Below are 22,154 nucleotides of genomic sequence, written 5' to 3'. Positions count from 1 at the left end.
CCTCCGTCCCCTTTTTGCCTCATCATTCCGCGATGACCGTTCCCGTTGCCCGCCTGTCCAGCTTCTACCTGTTCTACTACGCGGCGCTGGGCGCGTTCACTCCGTACTGGAGCCTGTTCCTGACCGCGCGCGGCATGAGCGTGACCGCCATCAGCGTGATGATGGGCCTGTGGTATGCCACCCGCGTAATCGCGCCCAGCGCCTGGACCTCGCTGGCGGCGGCCTCGCCGCGGCCGATCCGCCTGCTGCGCATCGGCTGCGTGCTGACCCTGATCAGCTTCGCCGCATTCCTGCTGCCCCTGCCGCAGCCATGGATGTATCCAGCGATGATCGTGTTCTGCTTCTTCTACAACGCGGTGATGCCTCAGTTCGAATCGATCACCCTCACCCATCTCGGCAGCGACAGCCATCGCTACGGCCTGATCCGGGTCTGGGGTTCGCTCGGATTCATCGCCATCGTCACCCTGTTCGGCTGGCTGATCGAAGGTGACGGCACCGCCAGCCGCGCCGGGCTGCTGCCGTGGATGATGCTGCCGCTGTTCGCCCTGCTGGTTGCCTCGGCCTTCAGCAACCACTACGCACGCGACATCGGCAGGACCGGCGGCGATGCCAGCGGCTTCTGGCAGATCGTGCGACGCCCGCCGGTGCTGGCGTTCTTCCTGGCCGCTTTCATGGAACAGCTCTCGTTCGGCCCGTACTACACATTCTTCTCGGTCTACATGGACCACCACGGCTATCGCACGTCCACGCTCGGCCTGCTCTGGACCATCGGCGTGGTGTTCGAAGTGGGCGTGTTCTTCACCATCGGTCGCTTCTTCCGCCGCTACGACGCCAGCTGGATGCTGCTGATCGCGCTGGTCAGCTCCTGCCTGCGCTGGGCGGTGACCGCACTGTTCCCGGAAAACCTGCCGGTGATGCTGCTGGCGCAGACCGCGCACGCGTTGGGCTTTGCGGCGTTCTTCGCGGCGGCGATGCAGATGCTGGCGACCTACTTCCCGGGTCGCCTCAACGGCCATGGCCAGGGCCTGCTGTACGGCTTCTCGTCCGGTGTCGGCGGCGTGCTGGGCGCGCTCATCGCCGGCCAATTGTGGAAGATCGACGAGGGACGCACGGCCTTCCTCGCGGGAAGCGGGTTCGCTCTGGTCGGCGCCCTTCTGTGCTTCTTCGCGCTGAGCCTGCCGTTGATCCGTGCACGCCGCAGCATTGCGCGGGCCCGGTAACGAAAACGCCGGGCAATGCCCGGCGTTTTCATCGTGCAGCAGGTTCAGTTACCAGACCAGGTCGTCCGGCACCTGGTACTGCGGGTCCGCGTAGGGATCTTCCTCGGCCGGCGCGTTCGGGTCGACCTTCAGCGCCACCGATGCGGCAAACACCGCTTCGGACTGTGCCAGCACTTCGGCGGTCACCAGCAGGTAACGGCCATTGAGCTGGACCACGCCCAGTTCACCGGCATTGAGCGCGGTCAGCTGTTCGGCGGTCACGTAGATACGCTTGATCTTGCCGCCATACGGGAAGTGGCGGGCAATGTCGGCCGCCTCGGCATTGAGGCTCTTGTCCTTCAGCAGTTCTTCCAGCTTGGCCTTCGCCTCGCGGCGCACGCGTGCTTCTTCCTGCTTCAGGCGCTCGGTCTCGATGCGCTCTTCCTTCTCGCGCTGGGCACGGATGGCATAGGCCTTGGCCAGATCCATCTCTTCGGCGCTGCGCGGCTTGCGCGGGCCCTGCGGGCCCGGGCCACGCAACTGGCCGGGCTTGCCCGGGCCACCCGACTTGCCGGGGCCATGCCCACGGCGCTCGCCAGGCTTGTGCTCGCCCCGGCCTGCGCCCTGCGGCTTTCCATTGCCATTGCCATTGCCACCCTTGCCCTGCGGGCGGCCATCACGGCGGGGGCCATCATTCTTGCGCTCGGGCTTGGGCGCCGGCTTGAAGCCCAGGCCCATCAGCTGGTCGCGGAGGGTATCGCTCATAGGATTCGGATCAGTAGTGCGGCGGCGGCGGTTCGCTCGCCGGATCGGAAGAATTCAGTGCGTTGCGGACCTTGCCCAGGTCCTCCAGCAGCACGCGCAGCACGTCGGCGTTGCGCATGCCCTGCATGCGCGCATCGGCCAGCGCATCGCTCAATTCGGCAAGCGCCTGTTCCTGGAAGGACACGCGCATTTCCAGTTCGACCAGGCGCGCTTCCAGCGCCTGCTCGCGCTCGGTCGGCAGCAGGTCAGACATGCAACGAACGCCCCCGGCCAATGCCGTAGTACGCCAGGCCAGCAGCTTCCACTTCGGCCGGATCGTACAGATTGCGCCCGTCGAACACCGCCGCGTCCTTCAGCTGCTCGCGCAGCTTCTGGAAATCGGGGCTGCGGAACTGCTTCCACTCGGTAACCACCACCAGCGCGTCGGCCCCTTCGAGGGCTTCATCGGCGCTGTTGCAGAACACCAGGTCATCGCGCTCGCCGAAGATGCGCTGCGATTCATGCATCGCTTCCGGGTCGTAGGCACGCACCGTGGCACCGCCTTCCCACAGCTGGGCCAGCAGGCGACGGCTGGAGGCTTCACGCATGTCGTCGGTGTTCGGCTTGAATGCCAGGCCCCACACGGCAAAAGTCCTGCCGCGCACGCCTTCGTCCTCGCCCTTGTCGTAATGACGCTGGATGAGGGCGAACAGGTGGCCCTTCTGCGCATCATTGACCGCTTCCACCGCGTTCAACAGCTTCGGCTCAAGACCATGCTGCTGCGCGGTGCGGGCCAGCGCCTGCACGTCCTTGGGGAAGCAGGATCCACCGTAACCGGCACCCGGATAGATGAAGTGCCAGCCGATGCGTGGGTCCGAACCGATACCCTGGCGGACCTGCTCGACGTCGGCACCGACACGCTCGGCGATGTTGGCGATTTCGTTCATGAACGAAATCTTGGTCGCCAGCATCGCGTTCGCCGCGTACTTGGTCAGCTCGGCCGAGCGCACGTCCATTTCCACCACGCGGTCGTGATTGCGGTTGAACGGCGCATACAGGCGGCGCATCACCGCCACCGACTCCTCGCTGGTCGCACCGATGATGATGCGGTCCGGGCGCATGCAGTCGGCAACCGCGTCGCCTTCCTTCAGGAATTCCGGGTTGGACACCACATCGAAGGCGATGTCCGCGCCACGCGCGGCAAGTTCTTCAGCAATGGCGGCACGCACCTTGTCGGCGGTGCCCACCGGCACCGTCGACTTGTTGACCACCACGGTCGGCACGCTCATGTGCCGGCCAATGGTACGGGCCACGGCCAGTACGTACTGCAGGTCGGCACTGCCGTCCTCGTCCGGCGGGGTACCAACGGCGATGAACACCACCTGGCCATGCGCGATCGCGGACGCGGCATCGGTGGTGAATGCCAGCCGCAACGCGGCGTGATTGGCCTTCACCATCGGCTCCAGGCCGGGCTCATAGATCGGGATGATGCCCTGGTTGAGGCCATCCACCTTGGCCTGGTCGATATCGACGCAGACCACCTGATGACCGACATCGGCCAGGCAGGTACCGGTCACCAGACCTACATAACCGGTACCGAAAATCGCAACGCGCATGTCCGTGCAGGCTCCGTGGTGGCTTACGGCAGGACGCCCAGCAGCTCGACGTCGAACGTCAGAGTCGCGTTCGGGCCGATCGGGCCACCCGGGGTGCCATTCTCGCCATAAGCCAGATTGCCCGGGATCCAGAAGCGGTACTTCGAACCGACCGGCATCAGCGCAACGCCCTCGGTCCAGCCCTTGATCACCTGGTCCAGGCCGAACTCGGCCGGCTGACGACCATAGGAACTGTCGAACACGGTGCCGTTGAGCAGCTTGCCTTCATAGTTCACGCGCACCTTGCTGCTCGGCAGCGGGCGCTCGCCGCTGCCCGGGCGGATGATCTGGTACTGCAGGCCCGAAGCAGTCGTCACGACGCCCGGCTGGGTCTTGTTCTTGGCCAGGAAGGCATTGCCTTCCTCACGGTTGGTCTGCGCAGCAGCGGCAGCCTTGGCCTGCATTTCAGCCTGCTTGCTGCCCATGAAGGCCTGGATGGTGGCGGTCGCGTCAGCTTCCGTCATCTTCGGCTGACCCTTGCTCAGGCCGGTGCTGATCGCGTCAAACAGCGAGGCAACGTCGATGTCGTCCTTCAGCTGCGCCAGCGACGGGCCCACCGAGTAGGAACCGATCATCTGCGACACCTTGACGCGGTCGACCTTCGGCGGCTGCGAACCCGGCGCCAAGCCCGGCACCTGCTGGCCGCTGCGGGCCATCACGACCTGGCGCAGGGCCGCGTCGGTGGCCTTGGCCTGTTCCTGGGTGATCTGCGGCTGCAGGCCTTCGAACGAACGCTCCACGGCGGTACGCAGCGCGGCCACGTCGATCTCATCGGCGATCGGGGTGAACGACTTGGCCACGTCCAGGCCGATGGCGTAGCCGAGCTTCTGCTTGGGGGAATTCAAGGTTGCGGTCTCCTTGGCGGCTGCGGGGGCAGCCGGTTGTTGCGACAGAGCGACACCCGAAGTGCCCATCGCCAGAATCAGAACCGACGCCGCGGCGCCGCGCATTCCCATCTTCATTCGCTGCATTCCTGGAAGTGTCTGGGCGCCGACGTCGGCGCGAAAAGAAACATTGTCGCACGCATGCCGTCGATGTCGAGGCATCCGTGCCGGATATCAATGAGTGGCGGCTGCAGCCAGCGCCTTGTCGATGGCCGCGGTCAGCTGCGGATCATCCGGCGTCACCTTGCTGGCGAACTGGGCGATGACCTTGCCATCGCGGCCGACGAGGTACTTGTGGAAATTCCAGCCCGGTGCCACGCCGGTGGCCGCCGTCAACCGCTGATAGAGCGGCGTCGCCTCCGCACCGACCACATGCACCTTCTCGAACATCGGGAACTTGACCCCGTAGGTGAGCGTGCAGAAATCCTGGATCTGCTTCTCGTCGCCCGGCTCCTGCCCCTTGAAATCATTGGAGGGGAAACCGAGCACCGCAAAACCACGGCCTGCGTAGCGCTTCTGCAGCGCCTCCAGTCCTTCGTACTGCGGGGTGTAGCCGCACTTGCTGGCGGTATTGACCACCAGCAGCACCTGGCCGTGATAGCGCTGCTGCAGGTTGACCTGCTGCTTGCTGGCCAGCGGCCGGTAGTCCAGGTCGAGCAGGTCGGCGGCCAGGGCGCTGGCGGAACCGGCGACACCGGCCACCATCAGGGCCAGCAGGGACAGGCCGCGCAGGCGGCGCGGAGAAACGGTCGACAGGGGCATCAGGAGCGGTCCGCGGTAGCCATTCACAGGGCCCGGCCAGCAGCGGCCGGGAATCGGCCGAACTATAGCACCGGGCTTCAATGGCCCAGATGGCAGGGGGCGACCCAGGCTTTGCGCGGCGTGGCGGCTACGCCCTTCGCCGATCTTCGATGGCGAAGGGATGACATGGTATGGACATCGCTGAATGGAAGGCCGCACTGGATCGCCCCAGGCGACAATTTTATTTTCTTTTTAAATCAACGATGTAAGTGATTATTTCAGCACTTTGACCACCCCTGCCATCAGTTGGGGACGGCAGGGGGTTGCACCTGGGCGTGCCGGTGTTATAGTTGCATACAACACCAGTCACCTGAGACAGGGGGAAGCCATGAACGTCCGGATCCGTCGCAACCTCACCGCACCTGCGGCCGCTGCCGTTTCGACCCTGATCGTGCTGGCCTGGTTGGCCGCGCCCAGCTTCTCCGACTCCGCTGACAGTGCGCAGGACGCGACCGCCTCGCCGGCAGGGAACGCCACTGCTCCCTCCCCCCCTCCCCCGCGTCGGCTGCACAGCTCCCTGTCCATGCCGTATTTCTCGTTCGCCCAGCCGCTGACCCCACGGAGCTGAATATGAGCGACATCCAGTGGAGCGACGGCGCTCCCATCTACCGTCAGTTGAAGGAGCGCGTGATCGCCATGATGCTCGACGGAATCCTCAAGCCGGGCGATGCCCTGCCTTCGGTGCGCCAGGTGGCCGCCGATTACCAACTCAACCCCATCACCGTTTCGCGCGCCTACCAGGAACTGGCCGACGAAGGCCTGGTCGAAAAGCGCCGCGGCCTGGGCATGTTCATGACCGAGCAGGCCGCCACGCAGCTGCGCAGCAGCGAGCGCGAGCGCTTCCTCAATGAAGAATGGCCGGCCGTGCTGGAGCGCATCCAGCGCCTGGGCCTGAGCCTCGACGAATTGCTGCCCCAGGGGAAGATCTGATGAGTACCGTAGCAAGCGAAGCCGTCATCACCGCAAAAGGCCTGCGCAAGGCCTACAAGTCCACCGTTGCCCTCGACAATGCCAGCTTCAGCATCCCGAGCGGGCGCATCGTCGGCCTGATCGGCCCCAACGGTGCCGGCAAGACCACGGCATTGAAGGCACTGCTCGGCCTGACCTCGGTGGAAGGTGAGCTGAGCGTGCTTGGCCGCGATCCACGCCTGCACCGCGACGAGCTGATGAACGACATCTGCTTCATCGCCGATGTCGCCGTGCTGCCGCGCTGGCTGAAGGTGCGCGAGGCGATCGACTTCGTCGCCGGCGTGCATCCGCGCTTCGACCGCGCCCGCTGCGAACGCTTCCTCGCCAATACCAAGCTGCAGCCGAAGCAGCGCGTGCGCGAACTGTCCAAGGGCATGATCGTGCAGCTGCACCTGGCGCTGGTGATGGCCATCGATGCCCGTGTCCTGGTACTGGACGAGCCCACCCTGGGCCTGGACATCCTGTACCGCAAGGAGTTCTACCAGCGCCTGCTGGAAGACTACTTCGACGAGCAGAAGACCATCATCGTCACCACCCACCAGGTGGAAGAGATCGAGCACATCCTCAGCGACGTCATGTTCATCCGCGACGGCCGCATCGTGCTCGATGCGGAAATGGACGAGGTCGGCCAGCGCTACACCGAACTGCTGGTCAACGCCGACCAGCTGGAAACCGCACGCGCCCTGAAGCCGATCGACGAGCGCAGCCTGGCGTTCGGCAAGACCGTGATGCTGTTCGACGGCGTACCGCGCGCCCAGCTTTCCACCCTTGGCGAGACCCGCAGCCCGGGCCTGGCCGACCTGTTCGTCGCCGTCATGAAGGGGACCTACGCATGAATGCCGTCAACCACCCCGTCAGTCCCCTCGGCACCCTGCGCTGGCTGCTCAAGCGCGAGTACTGGGAAAACCGCGGCGGTTTCCTGTATGCCCCGCTGATCGCCGGCCTGATCTCGCTGGTGATGAGTACCGTCGGCATCGCCTTCGGCCTGTTCGCATTGAACCGCGCGGCGCGCAACGGTGCGCTGCATGTCGATGGCGAAAGCGTGAACGTCAATGGCCTGGACCTGGCCCTGCTCACCCGCAACATCGACAGCAAGGACCTTGCCGACCTCGGCAACGGCCTCGACCTGACCCTGGTGCTCAGTTCGGCCTGGCCGTTCCTGGTGCTGGCCTTCGTGGTGTTCTTCTATTGCCTGGGCGCCCTGTACGACGACCGCCGCGACCGCAGCATCCTGTTCTGGAAGTCGTTGCCGCTGTCGGACACCCAGACCGTGCTGTCCAAGGTGATCAGCGCACTTGTCGTGGCGCCGCTGATCGCGGTGATTGCCGGCATCATCACCATGTTCGGCTTCATGCTGATCATCAGCATCGTCGCGCTGATGCACGGTGGCAGCCCGATGGCCCTGATCTGGGGGCCCGCCAGCCCGTTGACCCTGGCCGCTGGCCACCTGAGCTGGATTCCGGTCTACGCGCTGTGGGCCCTGCCCACTGCAGGCTGGCTGCTGCTGTGCTCTGCCTGGGCCAAGAGCAAGCCGTTCCTGTGGGCGGTGATGCTGCCACTGTTTGCCGGCGTCATCGTCAGCACCACCAAGATCATGCCGCTGTTCGGCCTGACCACCGGCTGGTTCTGGCAGAACATCGTCGGCCGCCTGCTGCTGGGCGGCGTGCCCGGCATGGACCTGCTGTACCGCCTCGGCGCAGGTGAAGGTTCGCGCCGCGACCTGGACTCGGTGGTCAGCCTGATGTCCCCCGCCTCGCAGCTGAAGTCGCTGGCGATGCCGGAACTGTGGATCGGAGCGGCCGTCGGTGCAGTGTTCATCTTCCTCGCCATACGCCTGCGCAAGCGCGCCGGCGAGATCTGATCCCATCCATCCGGAGGCACCACCCATGCGTTCTTTGCTCGCCTGTTCTGCGTTGTTGCTGTTGCCGTTGTCGGCGCTGGCCGCCGATGCTCCGAACTGCAAGTTCACTGCCGCCCGCGCGTTGAAGCTGGACGTGGCCGGTGCCAAAACGGTGGTGTTCGAAGTCAACCAGCACGACCTGAAGGTGGTCGCCAGCGCCGGCGGCGGCCAGTTGGACGGCCGCGCCTGCGCGTCCAGCCAGGAATGGCTGGACCAGCTGGTACTGGACCAGCGCAAGGTGGGCGACAAGCTGGTCGTCAGCCTGCGCCGCGACGGCCGCCAAAGCGGCATCAGCCTGGGCAACAGCTACGCCTGGCTGGACATCCACGGCAGCGTGCCGGACAACCTGCCGCTGCAGTTCAAGGTCGGCTCCGGCGATGCCAGCGTAGAGAACGCACAGTCGCTGAGCGTGGACGTCGGCTCCGGTGACGCGGTGGCCCGCGGCACCCGTGGCAGCATCCACGCTGCAGTGGGTTCCGGCGACCTCAACATCGATGGCGGCAGCTCCCTGAATCTGCTGTCACTGGGTTCCGGCGACGTCACCGTACGCAACATCAGCGGCGACGCCAGCACCGGCACCGTCGGCTCCGGTGACCTGAAGATCACCGATGTGCGCGGCAACGCGCGGCTGGATACCGTGGGCTCGGGTGACATCGAGTTCAAGCGCGTGCAGGGCAACGTTGAAGTGGGCGTGGTCGGCTCCGGTGGCGTCGACCTGGCCGATATCGGCGGCAACGTGCATGTGCGCAGCCACGGCTCGGGCGACATCCAGGTGGACGGCGTACGCGGCAGCCTGACCGTCGATCACAGCGGCAGCGGCGATGTCGAACACCGCAACGTCAGCGGCCGGGTCACCCTGCCGCGCGGCAAGTAAACCTCTTCCAGACACGTCCAGGGGAACATCATGAATCTGTTGCGCCTGCTGCCCACCACTCTGCTCTGCCTGCCGCTGATCGCCTGCGGCGGCACGTCCTCCGCCCCCGACAAGACCGTCGGCAAGAGCGTCGCCGAAGCCACCAGCGGCGTCGGCCAGACTGTCAAGGAAGCCATGGACGATGCCCGCAAGGACATCACCCAGGGCAACATCAAGATCTCCGCGGACAAGCAGCCGCGTGCGGAGATCACGCCCGACGGCCGCCTGCTGATCGCTGGCAAGGAGGTCGCGGCCAACGACACCCAGCGCCGCCACCTGCAGGAGTACCGCGGCCACGTGGTCGCCATCGCAATGGACGGCATGGATGTCGGCCTGGCCGGTGCCAAGCTCGGTGCCAATGCGGCCGGCGAAGCGCTGAAGGGGATCTTCAGCGGCGACAGTGAAGGTGTGGAGAAGCGCATCAACGCCGAAGCCGCCAAGATCGAGGTCCAGGCCAAGCGCATCTGTGATCGCCTGCCAGCGATGCTGGCCAGCCAGCAGGCACTGGCGCGCGAGCTGCCGGCATTCAAGCCCTACGCGACGATGGACCAGAGCGACGTGGACGACTGCGGCAAGAACAACTCGGTCACGTTCTCCAACTGAGACAAATCGACGCACCCGACCGGCAGCGGCCTTCCGTTGCCGGTCCGGCTGCGTCGACGGGCTTACAATGGGGGCCCCGGATGCCCCCTAACCGAACGCCATGAAGAAGTTGTTCCTGCTGCTGGCCGCCCTGCTCTGCCTGGGCCTGGTCGGCTGCGACAAGGATTACCGCAACCACCGCGCCGAGCGTGGCAAGCCCAAGATTTCCGTCAGCGAAGGCATGGTGACCGTGCGCCGCCCGCCCGCGCCGAACATCATCATCCTCGGCGATGGCACGATGAAGGTGGACGAGATCCAGATTCCGCTGGACGACGGACAGAAGCAGATGCTGCAGACGATGTTCGGCAAGCTGCAGGTGCTGCGCCAGAACACGCTGGTGGCTGCGCCGGCCGACCCGAACATGCAGCCGGTGAAGATCCAGCCACCGGAGGGCATGGAGGTGATCCCGGCCGACCTCATCCAGCGCATCCCCGAGTTCAAGGACTACACCGACACGTTCGGCAACATCGTCGCCGACCGTCGCTGAAGAAGAACGCCGCCCGAGGGCGGCGTTCTTCGTTTCCGTAGAGTCGAGCCATGCTCGACTCCGGAACAACAGTCGAGCATGGCTCGACGCTACAACCGGCAGATCAACCGCCGCCGCCGCCTCCAGCCTGGATGCCACCCGCGGTCAGCGCGGTCGGATCCAGCAGGCGACGCAGCTCGGCCTCGTCAAGCCCGCTGTCTTCCAGCGCCACATCCAGCACCGGGCGCTGTTCCTTGTAGGCACGCTTGGCAATGGCCGCCGCCTTCTCGTAGCCGATGATCGGGTTCAGCGCGGTGACCAGGATCGGGTTGCGCGCCAGCGCTTCGGCCACGCGGTCCTCGCGCACCTTCAGGCCGGCGATGGCGCTGTCGGCCAGCAGGGTGGATACATTGGACAGCAGGCCGATGCCATCGAGCAGGTTCACTGCGATCAGCGGCAGGGTGACGTTGAGCTGGAAGTTGCCGGTCTGCCCGGCCACGGTGATCGCGGTGTGGTGGCCGATCACCTGCGCACAGGCCATCACGGTCGCTTCCGGAATCACCGGATTGACCTTGCCCGGCATGATCGAGCTGCCCGGCTGCAGCGCCGGCAGTTCGATCTCGCCCAGCCCGGCCAGCGGACCGGCATTCATCCAGCGAAGATCATTCGCGATCTTGATCAGGGCCACGGCCAGTGCATTGAGCTGGCCGGACAGTTCCACCGCGTCATCCTGCGCCGCCAGCCCTTCGAACTTGTTCTCGGCGCTGTCGAACTTGATCGAGGTCTGCTGCTTGAGCGCCTTGGCGACCTGCGCGCCGAAACGCGGGTCGGCGTTGATGCCGGTGCCGATGGCGGTGCCACCCAGCGGCAGGCGGCGCACGCGCTTGAGGCTGTCCTCGATGCGTTCCTGCGCCGACGCGAGCTGCGCCGACCACGCGCCGAACTCCTGCTCGAAGGTGAGCGGCATCGCGTCCATCAGGTGGGTGCGGCCGGTCTTGACCACCTTGCGCAGGCTGCGGCCCTTCTTGTCCAGGGTCTTGCGCAGGTGCACCAGCGCCGGCAGCAGCTGTTCATGCGTCGCCAGCACCGCCGACACGCGCAATGCGGTCGGAATCACGTCGTTGGAGCTCTGCCCCTGGTTGACGTGGTCGTTGGGGTGCACCACGGTCTTGCCTGCCTTGCCGGCACGGTTGGCCAGGGTGGCGATGACCTCGTTGGCATTCATGTTCGACGACGTGCCCGAGCCGGTCTGGTAGACGTCGATCGGGAAATGCGCGTCCCAGTCACCGGCAGCTACTTCGGCGGCGGCGGTCTGGATGGCCTTGGCCACGGTCTTGGGCAGGTGGCCCAGCTCGGCATTGACGCCGGCAGCGGCGCCCTTGACCAGGCCCAGCGCACGGATGAAACCGCGCGGCATGCGCTGGCCCGAGACCGGGAAATTCTGCACGGCACGCTGGGTCTGCGCGCCCCACAGGGCATCGGCAGGCACCTGCAGCTCGCCCATGCTGTCGTGTTCGATCCGGAACCCGGTGGTTCCACCCTTGCTTGCAGCTTTGCTCATTGCATCGACTCCGCACTACTTCAGTTGGGGAAAGGGAAGCGGCGGCTGGCAGGGTGTCGCTTCCCGGGCTGGCGGCTGCGACAACGATACTCCCTTGCCTGCAGGGTGGGATGACGAGGGCGGGCCAGATCGTTCCGGCTGCAGGGCCGTTGTGCGCACACAGGGGTAGTGCCGGCCGCTGGCCGGCAAAGGCGCCACGCCCGCGATTGCAGGGGGTGTCGGCCAGCGGCCGGCACTACCTCACCGGCACGTCGTAGAATATTGGCCCCGCCGCTCGTCCCCGCCCTGCCGACATGTCCGATTCCGCCCTGCTCGCCCTGTCCCCGCTCGATGGCCGCTACGCCGGCAAGGTCGACGCCCTGCGCCCGATCTTCTCCGAATACGGCCTGATCAAGGCCCGCATCGTGGTCGAGGTGGAATGGCTGCTGGCCCTGGCCGCCGAACCGGGCATCGTCGAGCTGGCGCCGTTCTCGGACGCCGCCATCGCCCGCCTGCGCGCCCTGGCCGCCAACTTCAGCCCGGCACAGGCCGCGCGCGTGAAGGAGATCGAACGCACCACCAACCATGACGTCAAGGCGGTGGAGTACTTCATCAAGGAACAGCTGAAGGACGACGCCGAGCTGGCTCCGGCGCTGGAATTCGTGCATTTCGCCTGCACCAGCGAAGACATCAACAACCTCAGCTACGGCCTGATGCTGGAGCAGGCCCGCCGCGAAGTGCTGCTGCCGACCCTGGACGGCATCGCCACCACCCTGCGCACCCTGGCGCACGCCCAGGCCGGCCAGCCGATGCTGTCGCGCACCCACGGCCAGACCGCCTCGCCGACCACCCTGGGCAAGGAACTGGCCAACGTGGTCGCCCGCCTGGAGCGCCAGCGCAAACAGATCGCCGCGGTCGAACTGACCGGCAAGATCAACGGCGCGGTGGGCAACTACAACGCCCACATCGCCAGCTATCCGGACGTGGACTGGCCGGCCTTCGCCGAGCGCTTCGTGACCGGCCTGGGCCTGGTGTTCAACCCGTACACCACTCAGATCGAGCCGCACGACAACATCGCCGAGATCGGCGATGCCGCGCGTCGCGCCAACATCATCCTGATCGACCTGGCCCGTGACATCTGGGGCTACATCTCGCTGGGATACTTCAAGCAGCGCCTGAAGGAAGGCGAAGTCGGCTCGTCGACGATGCCGCACAAGGTCAACCCGATCGATTTCGAGAATGCGGAAGGCAACTTCGGCATCGCCAACGCGCTGTTCGAGCATTTCAGCGCGAAGCTGCCGATCAGCCGCTGGCAGCGTGACCTGACCGACTCCACCGTGCTGCGTGCGCTGGGCACCGCGTTCGGCCACAGCCAGGTGGCACTGGATTCGCTGGCCAAGGGCCTGGGCAAGCTGGAAGTGAACCCGCAGCGCCTGGACGCCGATCTGGACGCGGCTTGGGAAGTGCTGGCCGAGGCCGTACAGACGGTGATGCGCCGCCACGGCCTGCCGAACCCGTACGAGCAGCTGAAGGCGCTGACCCGTGGCCAGGGCATCACCGCTGAGTCGATGCGTGCGTTCGTGCAGGGGCTGGAGCTGCCGGCGGATGCGAAGCAGCGCCTGCTGGAGATGACCCCGGGCAGCTACACCGGCCTGGCCGAGTCGCTGGCGAAGAAGATCTAAGGGGTTTCCTTTGCGGCGGCGGCCGCGGGCGCTGCCTGCGGCAGGCAACGGCAACATCAACGTCAAGAGCGGCTCTGGGTTGTTGCCTCGCTTGGCGGGGCGGGTTGGGTTCGCGGGGGACGCCGTGAACCCGTCCCTGGGGGCTTGGCCGCGGCATCCATGCCGCGGACACCCCCGCGAACCCAACCCGCCCCACCTCTGACAGATTCCCGGTGACGGATCGAAGAGCATTGGGTTGTCGGGACGGAATTTGAAAGAGGGACGCGGCTTCGCCGCGTCCCTCTTTTGTTTTGGGATGAGCAAGCGCAGCGCGCGACCCGCTTTTGCCTTGCTTTTTCTTCTTCCATTCCGTGGCGGGCCGCGCAGGAAACTGTCAGGGGCCGGGCGGGGTGGGTTCGCGGGACCGTTGGCGCCATGGATGGCGCCATCGAGCCCCCATGGATGGGTTTACGGCGTGTCCCGCGAACCCACCCCGCCCGGCCCAGCCCAGGAAGCCGGCGCTTTGCGCGACCAACCACCCCGCCACGAGGGGCTCCGCCGTTGGCCGGACACCCCGCGACAAACCCGCGCACGTGCGCAATCCCCACGAACGGCGGACAATGGAACCCTTGGCGGCCCGCTGCGCCGCCCCTCCCGCTTTCCGCTGCAAGGATTCCCCCATGGCCGCCCGCAAGTCCTCCGCTCCGCTCATTGAAGTCACCGCCCGCCCCGGCCAGCCGCTGGGCATGGCGCCGGCCACCTTCCTGCGCGACTTCTGGCAGAAACGCCCGCTGCTGATCCGCAACGCCTTCCCCGACTTCCAGACCCCGGTTCAGCCGGAAGACCTCGCCGGCCTGGCCTGCGAGGAAGGCGTGCTGGCGCGCCTGATCGAGCACGACAAGGCCCAGGACGGCTGGCGCGTGCGTAGCGGCCCGTTCCAGGAAGACATCTTCCCCGCCCTGCCCGACCACGACTGGACCCTGCTGGTGCAGGACGTCGACAAGTGGGACAAGGACGTGCGCGCCCTGATCGAGCATTTCCGCTTCCTGCCGCGCTGGCGCATGGATGACGTGATGATCAGCTTCGCCGCCACCGGTGGCTCGGTTGGCGCCCATGTCGACCAGTACGACGTGTTCCTGCTGCAGGCCCACGGCCATCGCCGCTGGCAGATCGACGCCAGCGAATCGATCAAGGGCAAGCAGCCGCCGCTGGGCTTCCGCCCGGACGTGGAACTGAAGCTGCTGAAAGTGTTCAAGCCCACCCATGACTGGGTGCTGGCGCCGGGCGACATGCTGTACCTGCCGCCGAACGTGCCGCACCACGGGGTGGCCGAAGATCCCTGCCTGACCTTCTCGTTCGGCATGCGTGCGCCGGCCTCGGCCGAGCTGATCAGCGATTACCTGGACACCCTGATCGCCGATGCCGACGAGAACATCCGCTACCAGGATGCCGACCTGAAGGTGCCGGCCGACCCGAACGAAATCGACACGGTGGCGATGGCGCGGGTGATCACCGCGCTCAATGCCATCCGCATGAACGACCCGGACAAGCTGGGTGACTGGTTCGGCCGCTTCATCACCACCTACCGCGCCGCGGGCGAAGTGATGGCGCACCAGGCCGCGCCGGCGCCGGAGGAAGTGGTCCAGGCGCTGGCCTCGGGCCTGCTGCTGCAGCGCCACCCGTGGGCGCGACTGGCCTGGCGCCGGGCCAAGCGTGGCGCCAGCCTGTATGTCAGCGGCCAGGATTTCGCGTTGCCGGTAAAGGACGCACAGCGCCTGGCCGGTGCCGAGCAGCTCGACGCCGCCGCCTATCGCGGCCTGTCCGACAAGGGCCGCGCCGTGGTCCAGCAGCTGCTGGTCGGTGGCGTGTTCCAGCTGATCGATCCGAACGAGATGTACGAGGCCGAAGACGAGGAGGACGGCGAGGACGCCGTGGTGCTCGGCGAAGTGGTCGAAGGCCGTGACCGTGTCGACGCGATCGACGCCAACGCGGTGTCCGACGATGTCCACACCGTGACCGTGCACGACGACGGTATAGAGGTCATCGTCAACTTCGAGGATCACGACGAAGACGACAGCGACGACGGTCGCGCCTGAGATCTGCCATGGTCCGGGTCCAGCAGGTCAGCCACGCCGACGCCCACGTCGCCATCCACGACGTGCGGCAGCGGGTGTTCGTGCAGGAACAGGGCATCGCCGCCGAACTGGAGCGCGACGCGCTGGACCCGGTCAGCGCCCACGTGCTGGCGCTGGACAGTGACGGCCAGCCGGTCGGCACCGGCCGGCTGGCACCGGATGGCCGCATCGGCCGCATGGCCGTGCTGGCCAGCCATCGCAGCCACGGGGTCGGCGAGGCCCTGCTGGAGGCTCTGGTCGAGGCCGGGCGCAGGCTGGGCCTGGCCGAACTGCACCTGCACGCCCAGCTGCCGGCCCGCGATTTCTATGCCCGCCAGGGCTTCCTGCCCGAAGGCGAGGTGTTCGAAGAGGCCGGCATCGGCCACCAGCAGATGCGCCGCCGGCTGGGCGCGGCCAGCGCGATCGACAGCCGCGCCGAAGCGGTGGCCATCACCACCGCCATCGTCCACCGCGCCCGCCGCCAGCTGTGGCTGCACAGCCGCCAGCTGGACCCGGGGCTGTTTGACGCGCCGCCGGTGCAGGCCGCCCTGCGCCGCTTCGTCACCGCCCGTCACGACAAGCAGCTGCGGGTGATCGTGCACGACGCGGCAGCGATCGCCGCTGCCGGCGCGCCGCTGCTGGCGCTGTCCCAGCGCCTGCCCAGCGTGATCCAGTTCCGCGAGGTCAGCGATCCGGTCGACCGCGCGCTGGCCTCGGCCTGCCTGCTCAACGATGCGGGCGACTTCTACTTTCGTCTGATCGGCCATCGCCTCGACGGCGAGGCCGGCATCGCGCTGCCAGCACGTTCGCAGCCGTTCGAGCAGCAATTGCAGCGTGTCTGGGACCGTTCGCGCGATTGCAGCGAACTGCGTGCTCTCGGTATCTGAGCGCGCGCCACCGCGCCAACCTGTCTGGGAGCGGCACCGGGGGAGGCGCGATGCCTCTGGTGGTGCCCCTTCGTGTCCGGTTGGGGGTACAATTTGGCTGTTTGAACGCGCCCGTGCATGGCTATTCATCTTCGTGCCGGGTCCTTCTGAAGCCATACCCCACAAAGCGAATCAGCACCCTCCATCGTGGACAATCAACTGAAGCAGTTTGCGCAATCTTCGCAACTCGCCGGCGGCAACGCCTCCTATGTCGAGGACCTGTACGAGCAGTACCTGGTCTCCCCGGATAGTGTCGATCCCAAATGGAAAACCTACTTCGACGGCTTCAAGGGCCGCGAAGCAGGTGACATCCCGCACTCGGCTGTCATCTCCCACATCGCGGACGCGGCCAAGGATGCGCTGAAAGCCGGCACCGGCAGCGGTGCGGGCGACGAGCGTGAGCGCAATGTCGGTCGCCTGATCACCGCCTACCGCTCGCGTGGCCACCTGGACGCCCGCCTGGACCCGCTGGGCCTGGCCGCACCGGTCAACACCCCGGACCTGGGCCTGCCGTTCCACAGCCTGTCCGATGGCGACCTCAACAGCGAATTCAGCACCGGCGGCGTCGGTGGCCAGCCGCGCATGAAGCTGCGCGACCTGCTGGCACGCCTGAAGGCGACCTACACCGGCTCGATCGGTGCGGAGTTCATGCACATCTCCGAGGTCGAGCAGCGCCAGTGGATCTACAAGAAGCTGGAACTGGCCGGTGGCAACTACCAGCTGGACGCTGACACCCAGCGCCGCACCCTGGAGCGCCTGACCGCAGCCGAAGGCCTGGAGCGCTACCTGCACACCAAGTACGTCGGCCAGAAGCGCTTCTCGCTGGAAGGCGGCGACTCGCTGATCCCGATGATGGACACCATCATCCGCAGCGCCGGCAAGGATGGCGTCAAGGACGTGGTGATCGGCATGGCCCATCGCGGCCGCCTGAACGTGCTGGTCAACACCCTGGGCAAGAACCCGCGCAAGCTGTTCGACGAATTCGAAGGCAAGTTCGAGCACGACGAGCACGCCTCGGCCGGTGACGTGAAGTACCACATGGGCTTCTCCGCCGACGTGGCTACCGACGGCGGCCCGGTGCACCTGGCGCTGGCGTTCAACCCGTCGCACCTGGAAATCGCCGACCCGGTCGTGGCCGGTTCCGTGCGTTCGCGCCAGGAGCGCCGCAAGGACACCGCCCGCAAGCAGGTCATGCCCATCCTGATCCACGGCGACGCGGCCTTCTCCGGCCAGGGCGTGGTCATGGAACTGTTCCAGATGTCGCAGGCCCGCGGCTTCGCCGTCGGTGGCACCGTGCACATCGTGGTCAACAACCAGGTCGGCTTCACCACCTCCAACCCGCTGGATACGCGCTCCACGCGCTATGCCACCGACGTGGCGAAGATGATCGCCGCCCCGGTGCTGCACGTGAACGGTGATGATCCGGAAGCGGTGGTGTTCGCCGCGCAGCTGGCCTTCGAGTTCCGCCAGAAGTTCGCCAAGGACGTGGTCATCGACCTGATGTGCTACCGCCGCTGGGGCCACAACGAGGCCGACGAGCCGGCGATCACCCAGCCGCTGATGTACCAGGTGATCCGCAAGCACGCCACCACCCGCGAGATGTACGCCGAGCAGCTGGAAAAGGCAGGCGTGATCGCCGCCGGCGCCGGCAAGGCGATGGTCGATGCGTACCGCGAGAAGCTCGATGCCGGTGAAGTGACCACCGAGCTGGCCAAGGTCGAGAAGACCCCGCCGACCAGCCCGCTGTTCGTCGATTGGCCGAAGCTGCTGGAAGGCAAGCTATCCGATCCGATCTCGACCAAGGTCGAGAAGAACAAGCTGGTCGAGCTGGCCAAGCTGATCAACACCATTCCCGAAGACGTGCAGCTGCACTCGCGCGTGGCCAAGGTCTACGACGACCGCCGCAAGATGGCCGCCGGCGAGATCCCGGGCGACTGGGGCTTTGCCGAGAACCTGGCCTACGCCACCCTGCTCGACGAAGGCAATGCACTGCGCCTGGTCGGCCAGGACGTGGGCCGCGGTACGTTCACGCACCGCCACGCGATCCTGCACGACCAGAAGACCGACAACTACTACATGCCGCTGCGGCAGCTGGTGGATTCGCCGGAGAAGGCAACCGTCATCGATTCGCTGCTGAGCGAAGAAGCGGTGATGGCCTACGAGTACGGCTTCTCCACCACCGATCCGAATACGCTGTGCATCTGGGAAGGCCAGTTCGGCGACTTCGCCAACGGTGCCCAGGTCGTCATCGACCAGTTCATCGCCGCCGGTGAAGCCAAGTGGGGCCGCATTTCCGGCCTGACCCTGCTGCTGCCGCATGGCTATGAAGGGCAAGGCCCGGAACACAGCTCGGCGCGCCTGGAGCGCTTCCTGCAGCTGTGTGCGCTGGAGAACATGCTGGTGGTGGTGCCGTCGACCCCGGCACAGGCCTTCCACATGCTGCGTCGCCAGCAGCACCTGACCACCCGCAAGCCGCTGGTGGTGATGTCGCCCAAGTCGCTGCTGCGCCACAAGCTGGCCGTGTCGACCCTGGACGAGCTGGCCAACGGCGAGTTCCAGCACCTGATCGGCGACGCCAACGCGGACGCCAAGAAGGTCAAGCGCGTGGTGCTGTGCTCGGGCAAGGTCTACTACGATCTGCTGGAAGACCAGACCAAGCGTGGCCAGGACGACGTGGCGATCATCCGCGTGGAGCAGCTGTACCCGTTCCCGCGTGCGCTGCTGGCTGCCGAACTGAAGAAGTACGGCAAGGCCACCGACGTGGTGTGGACGCAGGAAGAACCGCAGAACCAGGGTGCGTGGTACCAGATCCGCCACCACCTGCAGTTCTGCCTGGCCGATGGCCAGAACCTGCACTACGCCGGTCGCGCACGTTCGGCTTCGCCGGCTGCCGGTCACATGGCTGACCACGTCCGCGAACAGCAGCAGCTGGTCGCCGACGCACTGGTCAACCCGTTCAACGACACGTTCGCTGAATAATCCTCCCCCTATTTAGAAGACAAACCAGGAAGCTCCCGCAATGGCCACCGAAGTCAAAGCCCCGGTACTGCCCGAATCCGTCGCCGACGGCACCATCGCCACCTGGCACAAGAAGGTGGGCGACGCCGTCAAGCGCGACGAAAACCTGCTTGACCTGGAAACCGACAAGGTCGTCCTGGAAGTGCCGTCGCCGGTCGACGGCGTGCTGAAGGAGATCAAGTTCGCCGAAGGCTCGACCGTGACCTCCAGCCAGGTCGTGGCGATCATCGAAGAAGGCGCCGTCGCTGCTGCCCCGGCTCCGGCCGCTGAAGCCGCTCCGGCTGCAGCCGCTGCCCCGGCCGCTGCTGCGCCGGCCGCTGCCGCCGCTCCGGCCCCGGCTGCCAAGTCGGCCGCCGACACCCTGCCGCCGGGCGCCCGCTTCACCGCCATCACCGAAGGCGTGAACCCGGCCGACGTCGACGGCACCGGCCGTCGCGGCGCGGTCACCAAGGAAGACATCGTCAACTTCGCCCGCAACGGCGGCGCCGGCAAGGCCGGTGGCGCACGTCCGGAAGAACGCGTGCCGATGACCCGCATCCGCAAGCGCATCGCCGAGCGCCTGATGGAGTCGAAGAACTCCACCGCGATGCTGACCACCTTCAACGAAGTCGACCTGTCCAAGGTCTCGGCTGCGCGCAAGGAACTGCAGGACGAGTTCGTCAAGGCCCACGGCATCAAGCTGGGCTTCATGAGCTTCTTCGTGAAGGCCGCTGCCAATGCCCTGCAGCGCTTCCCGCTGGTCAACGCCTCGATCGACGGCGACGACATCATCTACCACGGCTACTCGGACATCTCGATCGCCGTGTCGACCGAGAAGGGCCTGGTCACGCCGGTCCTGCGCAACGTCGAGCGCATGTCGTTCGCCGACATCGAGAAGACCATCGCCGATTACGCCAAGAAGGCCCGTGACGGCAAGCTGAGCCTGGAAGAACTGCAGGGCGGCACCTTCACCGTGACCAACGGCGGCACCTTCGGTTCGCTGCTGTCGACCCCGATCATCAACCCGCCGCAGAGCGCCATCCTGGGCATGCACGCCATCAAGGAGCGTCCGATCGCCCAGAACGGCCAGGTCGTGATCGCGCCGATGATGTACCTGGCGCTGTCGTACGACCACCGCATCATCGACGGCAAGGATTCGGTGCAGTTCCTGGTGGACATCAAGAACCAGCTGGAAAACCCGGGCCGCATGCTGTTCGGCCTGTAAGACACCTCCCGCCCCTCCGCGCCTGCGCGGAGGGGTTCTGGTAATGCATCAAGGAATAATTCAATGGCTGAACAATTCGACGTCGTCGTCATCGGTGCCGGCCCGGCCGGTTACCACGCTGCCATCCGCGCGGCCCAGCTGGGCCTGAAGACCGCCTGCATCGACGCAGCGCTGGGCAAGGACGGCAAGCCGGCCCTCGGCGGCACCTGCCTGCGCGTGGGCTGCATCCCGTCCAAGGCGCTGCTGGATTCCTCGCGCCAGTTCTGGAACATGGGCCACATCTTTGGCGACCACGGCATCAGCTTCAAGGATGCCAAGATCGACGTCGAGGCGATGGTTGGCCGCAAGGACAAGATCGTCAAGCAGTTCACCGGCGGCATCGGCATGCTGTTCAAGGCCAACAAGGTCGCCGCTTACTACGGTTTCGGCGAACTGCAGCCGGGCAACGTGGTCAAGGTCACCCAGCATGACGGTTCCATCGTCGAGCTGAAGGGCACCAACGTCATCATCGCGGCCGGTTCGGATTCGATCGAACTGCCGTTCGCCAAGTTCGACGGCGAGACCATCGTCGACAACGTCGGCGGCCTGGACTTCACCGAAGTGCCGAACCGCCTGGCCGTGATCGGCGCCGGCGTCATCGGCCTGGAACTGGGCAGCGTGTGGAAGCGCCTGGGCGCTGAAGTCACCATCCTGGAAGCACTGCCGGAATTCCTGGCCGTGGCCGACGCCGAAGTGGCCAAGACCGCTGCCAAGGAATTCAAGAAGCAGGGCCTGGACATCCGCCTCGGTGCCAAGGTCTCCAAGACCGAGATCACCGGCAAGGGCAAGAAGAAGGAAGTCGTTGTCACCTACACCGACAGCGAAGGCGAAAAGACCCTGACCGTGGACAAGCTGCTGGTGGCCGTCGGCCGTCGCGCCGCCACCAAGGGCCTGCTGGCCGAAGGCACCGGCGTCAAGATCAACGAGCGCGGCCAGATCGAAGTCGACGCGCACTGCCACACCGGCGTCAACGGCGTGTGGGCGGTCGGCGACTGCGTGCGCGGCCCGATGCTGGCGCACAAGGGCTTCGAGGAAGGCATCGCGGTAGCTGAGCTGATCGCCGGCCTGCCGGGCCACGTCAACTTCGACACCATCCCGTGGGTCATCTACACCGAGCCGGAACTGGCCTGGGTCGGCAAGACCGAAGCCCAGCTGAAGGCCGAGGGCATTCCGTACAAGGCCGGCAGCTTCCCGTTCGCCGCCAACGGCCGTGCCGTGGCGATGATCGAGCCGGCAGGCTTCGTGAAGATCCTGGCCCATGCCGAAACCGATCGCATCCTCGGCATGCACCTGGTCGGCGCCAACGTCTCCGAGCTGGTGCACGAAGGCGTGCTGACCATGGAGTTCAGCGGCTCGGCCGATGACCTGGCCCGCATCTGCCACGCCCACCCGTCGCTGTCGGAAGTGATCCACGACGCGGCGATGGCAGTCAGCAAGCGCGCCATCCACAAGGCGAACTGATCGTTCGCGGGTAGTGCC

The 22,154-nt window shown here is 66.3% G+C and carries 20 protein-coding genes; 14 read left to right on the top strand and 6 right to left on the bottom strand.

Annotated elements, in window-relative coordinates:
* The first annotated feature begins 32 nt into the window (after positions 1–32).
* The gene (locus AC5P57_RS10080; protein ID WP_262234857.1) at positions 33–1,220 is read left to right on the top strand and encodes an MFS transporter; all 1,188 of its coding nucleotides are present in this window, start codon (positions 33–35) and stop codon (positions 1,218–1,220) included.
* 48 nt (positions 1,221–1,268) lie between these two features.
* Here the strand turns inward: AC5P57_RS10080 and AC5P57_RS10075 are convergent, their stop codons facing one another.
* From AC5P57_RS10075 to AC5P57_RS10055, 5 genes are all read right to left on the bottom strand, one after another.
* Positions 1,269–1,964 (bottom strand): DUF2058 domain-containing protein, encoded by a 696-nt coding sequence (locus AC5P57_RS10075; RefSeq protein WP_142806338.1) that lies wholly within the window; start codon positions 1,962–1,964, stop codon positions 1,269–1,271.
* Between the two features lie 10 nt (positions 1,965–1,974).
* Positions 1,975–2,217: a SlyX family protein gene (locus tag AC5P57_RS10070; protein ID WP_005410256.1), complete on the bottom strand. Its 243-nt coding sequence runs from the start codon at positions 2,215–2,217 to the stop codon at positions 1,975–1,977.
* The gene (locus AC5P57_RS10065) at positions 2,210–3,559 is read right to left on the bottom strand and encodes a UDP-glucose dehydrogenase family protein (protein WP_099552391.1); all 1,350 of its coding nucleotides are present in this window, start codon (positions 3,557–3,559) and stop codon (positions 2,210–2,212) included. The genes AC5P57_RS10070 and AC5P57_RS10065 overlap by 8 nt, the downstream gene beginning before the upstream one ends.
* Positions 3,560–3,582: 23 nt before the next feature.
* The gene (locus AC5P57_RS10060) at positions 3,583–4,560 is read right to left on the bottom strand and encodes an FKBP-type peptidyl-prolyl cis-trans isomerase (RefSeq protein ID WP_262234856.1); all 978 of its coding nucleotides are present in this window, start codon (positions 4,558–4,560) and stop codon (positions 3,583–3,585) included.
* Between the two features lie 96 nt (positions 4,561–4,656).
* Positions 4,657–5,244 (bottom strand): glutathione peroxidase, encoded by a 588-nt coding sequence (locus AC5P57_RS10055; protein ID WP_099552399.1) that lies wholly within the window; start codon positions 5,242–5,244, stop codon positions 4,657–4,659.
* A gap of 367 nt (positions 5,245–5,611) precedes the next feature.
* Between AC5P57_RS10055 and AC5P57_RS10050 the strand changes: the two genes are divergently transcribed.
* From AC5P57_RS10050 to AC5P57_RS10020, 7 genes are all read left to right on the top strand, one after another.
* Positions 5,612–5,851: a hypothetical protein gene (locus AC5P57_RS10050; RefSeq protein ID WP_142806340.1), complete on the top strand. Its 240-nt coding sequence runs from the start codon at positions 5,612–5,614 to the stop codon at positions 5,849–5,851.
* Positions 5,852–5,853: 2 nt separating this feature from the next.
* Complete coding sequence (locus tag AC5P57_RS10045) at positions 5,854–6,213, top strand: GntR family transcriptional regulator (RefSeq protein ID WP_079222416.1); 360 nt, start codon at positions 5,854–5,856, stop codon at positions 6,211–6,213.
* On the top strand, positions 6,213–7,088 hold the full coding sequence (locus AC5P57_RS10040) for an ABC transporter ATP-binding protein (protein WP_099552635.1): 876 nt from the start codon (positions 6,213–6,215) through the stop codon (positions 7,086–7,088). Before AC5P57_RS10045 ends, AC5P57_RS10040 begins: the two co-directional genes overlap by 1 nt.
* Positions 7,085–8,113 (top strand): ABC-2 transporter permease, encoded by a 1,029-nt coding sequence (locus AC5P57_RS10035; protein WP_099552634.1) that lies wholly within the window; start codon positions 7,085–7,087, stop codon positions 8,111–8,113. The genes AC5P57_RS10040 and AC5P57_RS10035 overlap by 4 nt, the downstream gene beginning before the upstream one ends.
* A gap of 25 nt (positions 8,114–8,138) precedes the next feature.
* Positions 8,139–9,026: a DUF4097 family beta strand repeat-containing protein gene (locus AC5P57_RS10030; protein WP_262234852.1), complete on the top strand. Its 888-nt coding sequence runs from the start codon at positions 8,139–8,141 to the stop codon at positions 9,024–9,026.
* 30 nt (positions 9,027–9,056) lie between these two features.
* On the top strand, positions 9,057–9,668 hold the full coding sequence (locus AC5P57_RS10025; RefSeq protein ID WP_099552632.1) for a DUF2884 family protein: 612 nt from the start codon (positions 9,057–9,059) through the stop codon (positions 9,666–9,668).
* A gap of 100 nt (positions 9,669–9,768) precedes the next feature.
* Positions 9,769–10,194, top strand: a complete 426-nt coding sequence (locus tag AC5P57_RS10020) for a hypothetical protein (RefSeq protein WP_033833950.1) — start codon at positions 9,769–9,771, stop codon at positions 10,192–10,194.
* Between the two features lie 103 nt (positions 10,195–10,297).
* On the opposite strand, the gene AC5P57_RS10015 is transcribed toward AC5P57_RS10020, so the two are convergent.
* Positions 10,298–11,734, bottom strand: a complete 1,437-nt coding sequence (locus AC5P57_RS10015; RefSeq protein WP_262234850.1) for a class II fumarate hydratase — start codon at positions 11,732–11,734, stop codon at positions 10,298–10,300.
* A 293-nt stretch (positions 11,735–12,027) separates the two neighbouring features.
* Here AC5P57_RS10015 and purB point away from each other — a divergent pair, with 293 nt between their 5' ends.
* From purB to lpdA, 6 genes are all read left to right on the top strand, one after another.
* Positions 12,028–13,395, top strand: coding sequence for an adenylosuccinate lyase (gene purB / locus AC5P57_RS10010; RefSeq protein WP_262234849.1), 1,368 nt, complete (start codon positions 12,028–12,030; stop codon positions 13,393–13,395).
* A 659-nt stretch (positions 13,396–14,054) separates the two neighbouring features.
* Complete coding sequence (locus tag AC5P57_RS10005) at positions 14,055–15,470, top strand: ribosomal protein uL16 3-hydroxylase (protein ID WP_262234848.1); 1,416 nt, start codon at positions 14,055–14,057, stop codon at positions 15,468–15,470.
* 8 nt (positions 15,471–15,478) lie between these two features.
* A complete protein-coding gene (locus AC5P57_RS10000; protein ID WP_262234847.1) occupies positions 15,479–16,375 on the top strand; it encodes a GNAT family N-acetyltransferase in 897 nt (298 codons plus the stop codon).
* Between the two features lie 186 nt (positions 16,376–16,561).
* Positions 16,562–19,393, top strand: coding sequence for a 2-oxoglutarate dehydrogenase E1 component (locus AC5P57_RS09995; protein ID WP_099552500.1), 2,832 nt, complete (start codon positions 16,562–16,564; stop codon positions 19,391–19,393).
* A gap of 40 nt (positions 19,394–19,433) precedes the next feature.
* Positions 19,434–20,636 carry a dihydrolipoyllysine-residue succinyltransferase gene (sucB, locus tag AC5P57_RS09990; RefSeq protein ID WP_099552501.1) on the top strand — a complete coding sequence of 401 codons (1,203 nt, stop codon included), beginning with the start codon at positions 19,434–19,436 and terminating at the stop codon, positions 20,634–20,636.
* Between the two features lie 63 nt (positions 20,637–20,699).
* Complete coding sequence (gene lpdA / locus AC5P57_RS09985; RefSeq protein WP_008264626.1) at positions 20,700–22,136, top strand: dihydrolipoyl dehydrogenase; 1,437 nt, start codon at positions 20,700–20,702, stop codon at positions 22,134–22,136.
* Positions 22,137–22,154 lie beyond the last annotated feature (18 nt).

The organism is Stenotrophomonas sp. YJH_SMC_79 (assembly GCF_059367995.1).
This window is presented reverse-complemented; position numbering and strand designations above follow the sequence as displayed.

Excerpts from the sequence above, each read along its gene's own strand:
- AC5P57_RS10080 (WP_262234857.1), top strand. The coding sequence starts at position 33 with ATGACCGTTCCCGTTGCCCGCCTGTCCAGCTTCTACCTGTTCTACTAC.
- AC5P57_RS10075 (WP_142806338.1), bottom strand. The coding sequence starts at position 1,964 with ATGAGCGATACCCTCCGCGACCAGCTGATGGGCCTGGGCTTCAAGCCG.
- AC5P57_RS10070 (WP_005410256.1), bottom strand. The coding sequence starts at position 2,217 with ATGTCTGACCTGCTGCCGACCGAGCGCGAGCAGGCGCTGGAAGCGCGC.
- AC5P57_RS10065 (WP_099552391.1), bottom strand. The coding sequence starts at position 3,559 with ATGCGCGTTGCGATTTTCGGTACCGGTTATGTAGGTCTGGTGACCGGT.
- AC5P57_RS10060 (WP_262234856.1), bottom strand. The coding sequence starts at position 4,560 with ATGAAGATGGGAATGCGCGGCGCCGCGGCGTCGGTTCTGATTCTGGCG.
- AC5P57_RS10055 (WP_099552399.1), bottom strand. The coding sequence starts at position 5,244 with ATGCCCCTGTCGACCGTTTCTCCGCGCCGCCTGCGCGGCCTGTCCCTG.
- AC5P57_RS10050 (WP_142806340.1), top strand. The coding sequence starts at position 5,612 with ATGAACGTCCGGATCCGTCGCAACCTCACCGCACCTGCGGCCGCTGCC.
- AC5P57_RS10045 (WP_079222416.1), top strand. The coding sequence starts at position 5,854 with ATGAGCGACATCCAGTGGAGCGACGGCGCTCCCATCTACCGTCAGTTG.
- AC5P57_RS10040 (WP_099552635.1), top strand. The coding sequence starts at position 6,213 with ATGAGTACCGTAGCAAGCGAAGCCGTCATCACCGCAAAAGGCCTGCGC.
- AC5P57_RS10035 (WP_099552634.1), top strand. The coding sequence starts at position 7,085 with ATGAATGCCGTCAACCACCCCGTCAGTCCCCTCGGCACCCTGCGCTGG.
- AC5P57_RS10030 (WP_262234852.1), top strand. The coding sequence starts at position 8,139 with ATGCGTTCTTTGCTCGCCTGTTCTGCGTTGTTGCTGTTGCCGTTGTCG.
- AC5P57_RS10025 (WP_099552632.1), top strand. The coding sequence starts at position 9,057 with ATGAATCTGTTGCGCCTGCTGCCCACCACTCTGCTCTGCCTGCCGCTG.
- AC5P57_RS10020 (WP_033833950.1), top strand. The coding sequence starts at position 9,769 with ATGAAGAAGTTGTTCCTGCTGCTGGCCGCCCTGCTCTGCCTGGGCCTG.
- AC5P57_RS10015 (WP_262234850.1), bottom strand. The coding sequence starts at position 11,734 with ATGAGCAAAGCTGCAAGCAAGGGTGGAACCACCGGGTTCCGGATCGAA.
- purB (WP_262234849.1), top strand. The coding sequence starts at position 12,028 with ATGTCCGATTCCGCCCTGCTCGCCCTGTCCCCGCTCGATGGCCGCTAC.
- AC5P57_RS10005 (WP_262234848.1), top strand. The coding sequence starts at position 14,055 with ATGGCCGCCCGCAAGTCCTCCGCTCCGCTCATTGAAGTCACCGCCCGC.
- AC5P57_RS10000 (WP_262234847.1), top strand. The coding sequence starts at position 15,479 with ATGGTCCGGGTCCAGCAGGTCAGCCACGCCGACGCCCACGTCGCCATC.
- sucB (WP_099552501.1), top strand. The coding sequence starts at position 19,434 with ATGGCCACCGAAGTCAAAGCCCCGGTACTGCCCGAATCCGTCGCCGAC.
- lpdA (WP_008264626.1), top strand. The coding sequence starts at position 20,700 with ATGGCTGAACAATTCGACGTCGTCGTCATCGGTGCCGGCCCGGCCGGT.